1 protein-coding gene is annotated in these 1,837 nt (G+C 32.9%); it reads right to left on the bottom strand.

Features of this window, described 5'->3' with window-relative positions; translation table 11 throughout:
- Nucleotides 1-11: 11 nt before the first annotated feature.
- Nucleotides 12-1,837 (bottom strand): OmpA family protein (locus E0I61_RS16220; RefSeq protein ID WP_132072665.1); only part of this gene is annotated, 1,826 nt, incomplete at its 5' end.

The raw sequence follows: 1,837 nt of genomic DNA, 5'->3' as shown, positions 1-1,837 counted from the left end.
ACAAATTATACTTACAAAGCAGTGATTATAAACTCACTTCTTCTATTGAGTTGATGTTCTTCTTCAGTACATTCTATGTTATCAGCACATTTATTCACCAGTTGTGATTCGCCATAACCTTTACCGATTAATCTGTTTTTGTTAACCCCGTTTTTAACTAACCATTTTATGGTAGATTTTGCTCTTCTATCTGACAATGCTTCGTTGTATTCGAAAGTTCCACGACTATCAGTATGGGAACGTATATCGAGCTTCATCGTTGGGTATTGATTAAGAACATCTAATATTTTTTCTAAATCTAAAGCTGCTTCTACTCTAATATCCGATTTGTCAAAATCAAAGTAAATCATTTTTATACCAAAGCATTTACCTAAATCATCGCCAACGGCTACTTTACATATTTCTTTTTCTAATGCGATTGGTAAATGTGTTTTTCCATCTGTTTTAGTGATAGTTATCTTTTGTTCTTTGGTTGTGTATTCCGGTTTTTCAGCTCTTACATTATAGGTTTTTCCACATTCCACATTAAAAGAATAATTTCCTTTTTCATCCGAAGCAACAGTATTGACAACCTTAAATTGATTATCATATAAGGTTATTTTTGTGTTAGCGAGTATTTCTCCCGTTTTTATATCAGTGATTTCTCCATAAAGAAGTTGTTCGCAAATAAGCCTTCTTGTTTCTAAAAATTTATAAATATCGTCATAGCCTTGACCACCGTCTCTGTTTGAAGTAAAAAATCCTCTTCTTGATTTTGGATCGATTAAATAAGCAAAATCATCTTTAGGAGAGTTCACATCAGCACCTACGTTTTGAACTTCATTGAAAGAGCTATCTTCATTTATTTTAGACATAAAAACATCTAATCCTCCAAGTCCAGGATGTCCATCTGATGCAAAGTAAATTTCATTTTCATCATTTATAAAAGGGAAAGTTTCTCTTCCTTCGGTATTAATTGTATTTCCTAAATTTTCCGGGATGCCAAAAGTACCATCTTCATTTATTTTTACTTTGAATAAATCAGACTGTCCTAATGTTCCAGGCATATCAGAAGCAAAATACAATGTTTTTCCATCAGGACTTAAAGCAGGATGTGCTGTACTGTAATTGTCACTATCAAAAGGCAGTTCAGTTACATTTGTCCATTTGTCATTCTCTAAAGTGGCTTTGTATATTTTAATTAAAGTAATTTTATTTCCATCTTTTCCTTTTTTACCATCCAGATAGTTGTTTCGGGTAAAATACATGGTTTTTCCATCACTCGTAAAAGCAGGAGTAGATTCATGAAACTTTGAATTTACATTTTTGTCAAACTTTTTAGCGGCACTTGGAGTCATGTTATCACCTAAATCCGCCGTGTACAAGTTTGTGAAATATTGATTGGTCCATTTGTGTTTTCTTTGTCCAAGACTTCCTGTATCTCTTGCTGATGCAAATACTATTTTATTAGAGTACAGCGCTGTTCCATAATCGGAATATTTCGAATTAACACCTGCATCTTCTATCTGGTATCTTCCAGAATTAGCTTTTATGGCTTCTAAATAATTGGTGTTTTTTTTGAAAAGTTTTGCTCTACTATCGTTTCCTGATTTTTGGTTGAATAGTTCCATCATTTCATTTGCCTTATCATTTTGATCTGTGGATCTCAAAGATTGAGCATAACGATAATAATATTCAGGTTCTAAATTGGAGGTATCCATAGTAAACAATTCCCCATACCATTTAGCGGCTTTATCGAAGTCCGCATTAAAGTAGTAGGCATTGCCCAGCTTTTTAAACATATCCGCTGATTTATATCCTTTTTCAGCAACTCTTTCATATGTTTTTATGGCATCTA

Origin of the sequence: Flavobacterium ranwuense, assembly GCF_004349315.1 — a bacterium.
Classification (GTDB): Bacteria; Bacteroidota; Bacteroidia; order Flavobacteriales; family Flavobacteriaceae; genus Flavobacterium; species Flavobacterium ranwuense.
Note: the sequence above shows the minus strand (reverse complement) of the source record. Positions and strands in the feature narration are given on the sequence as shown.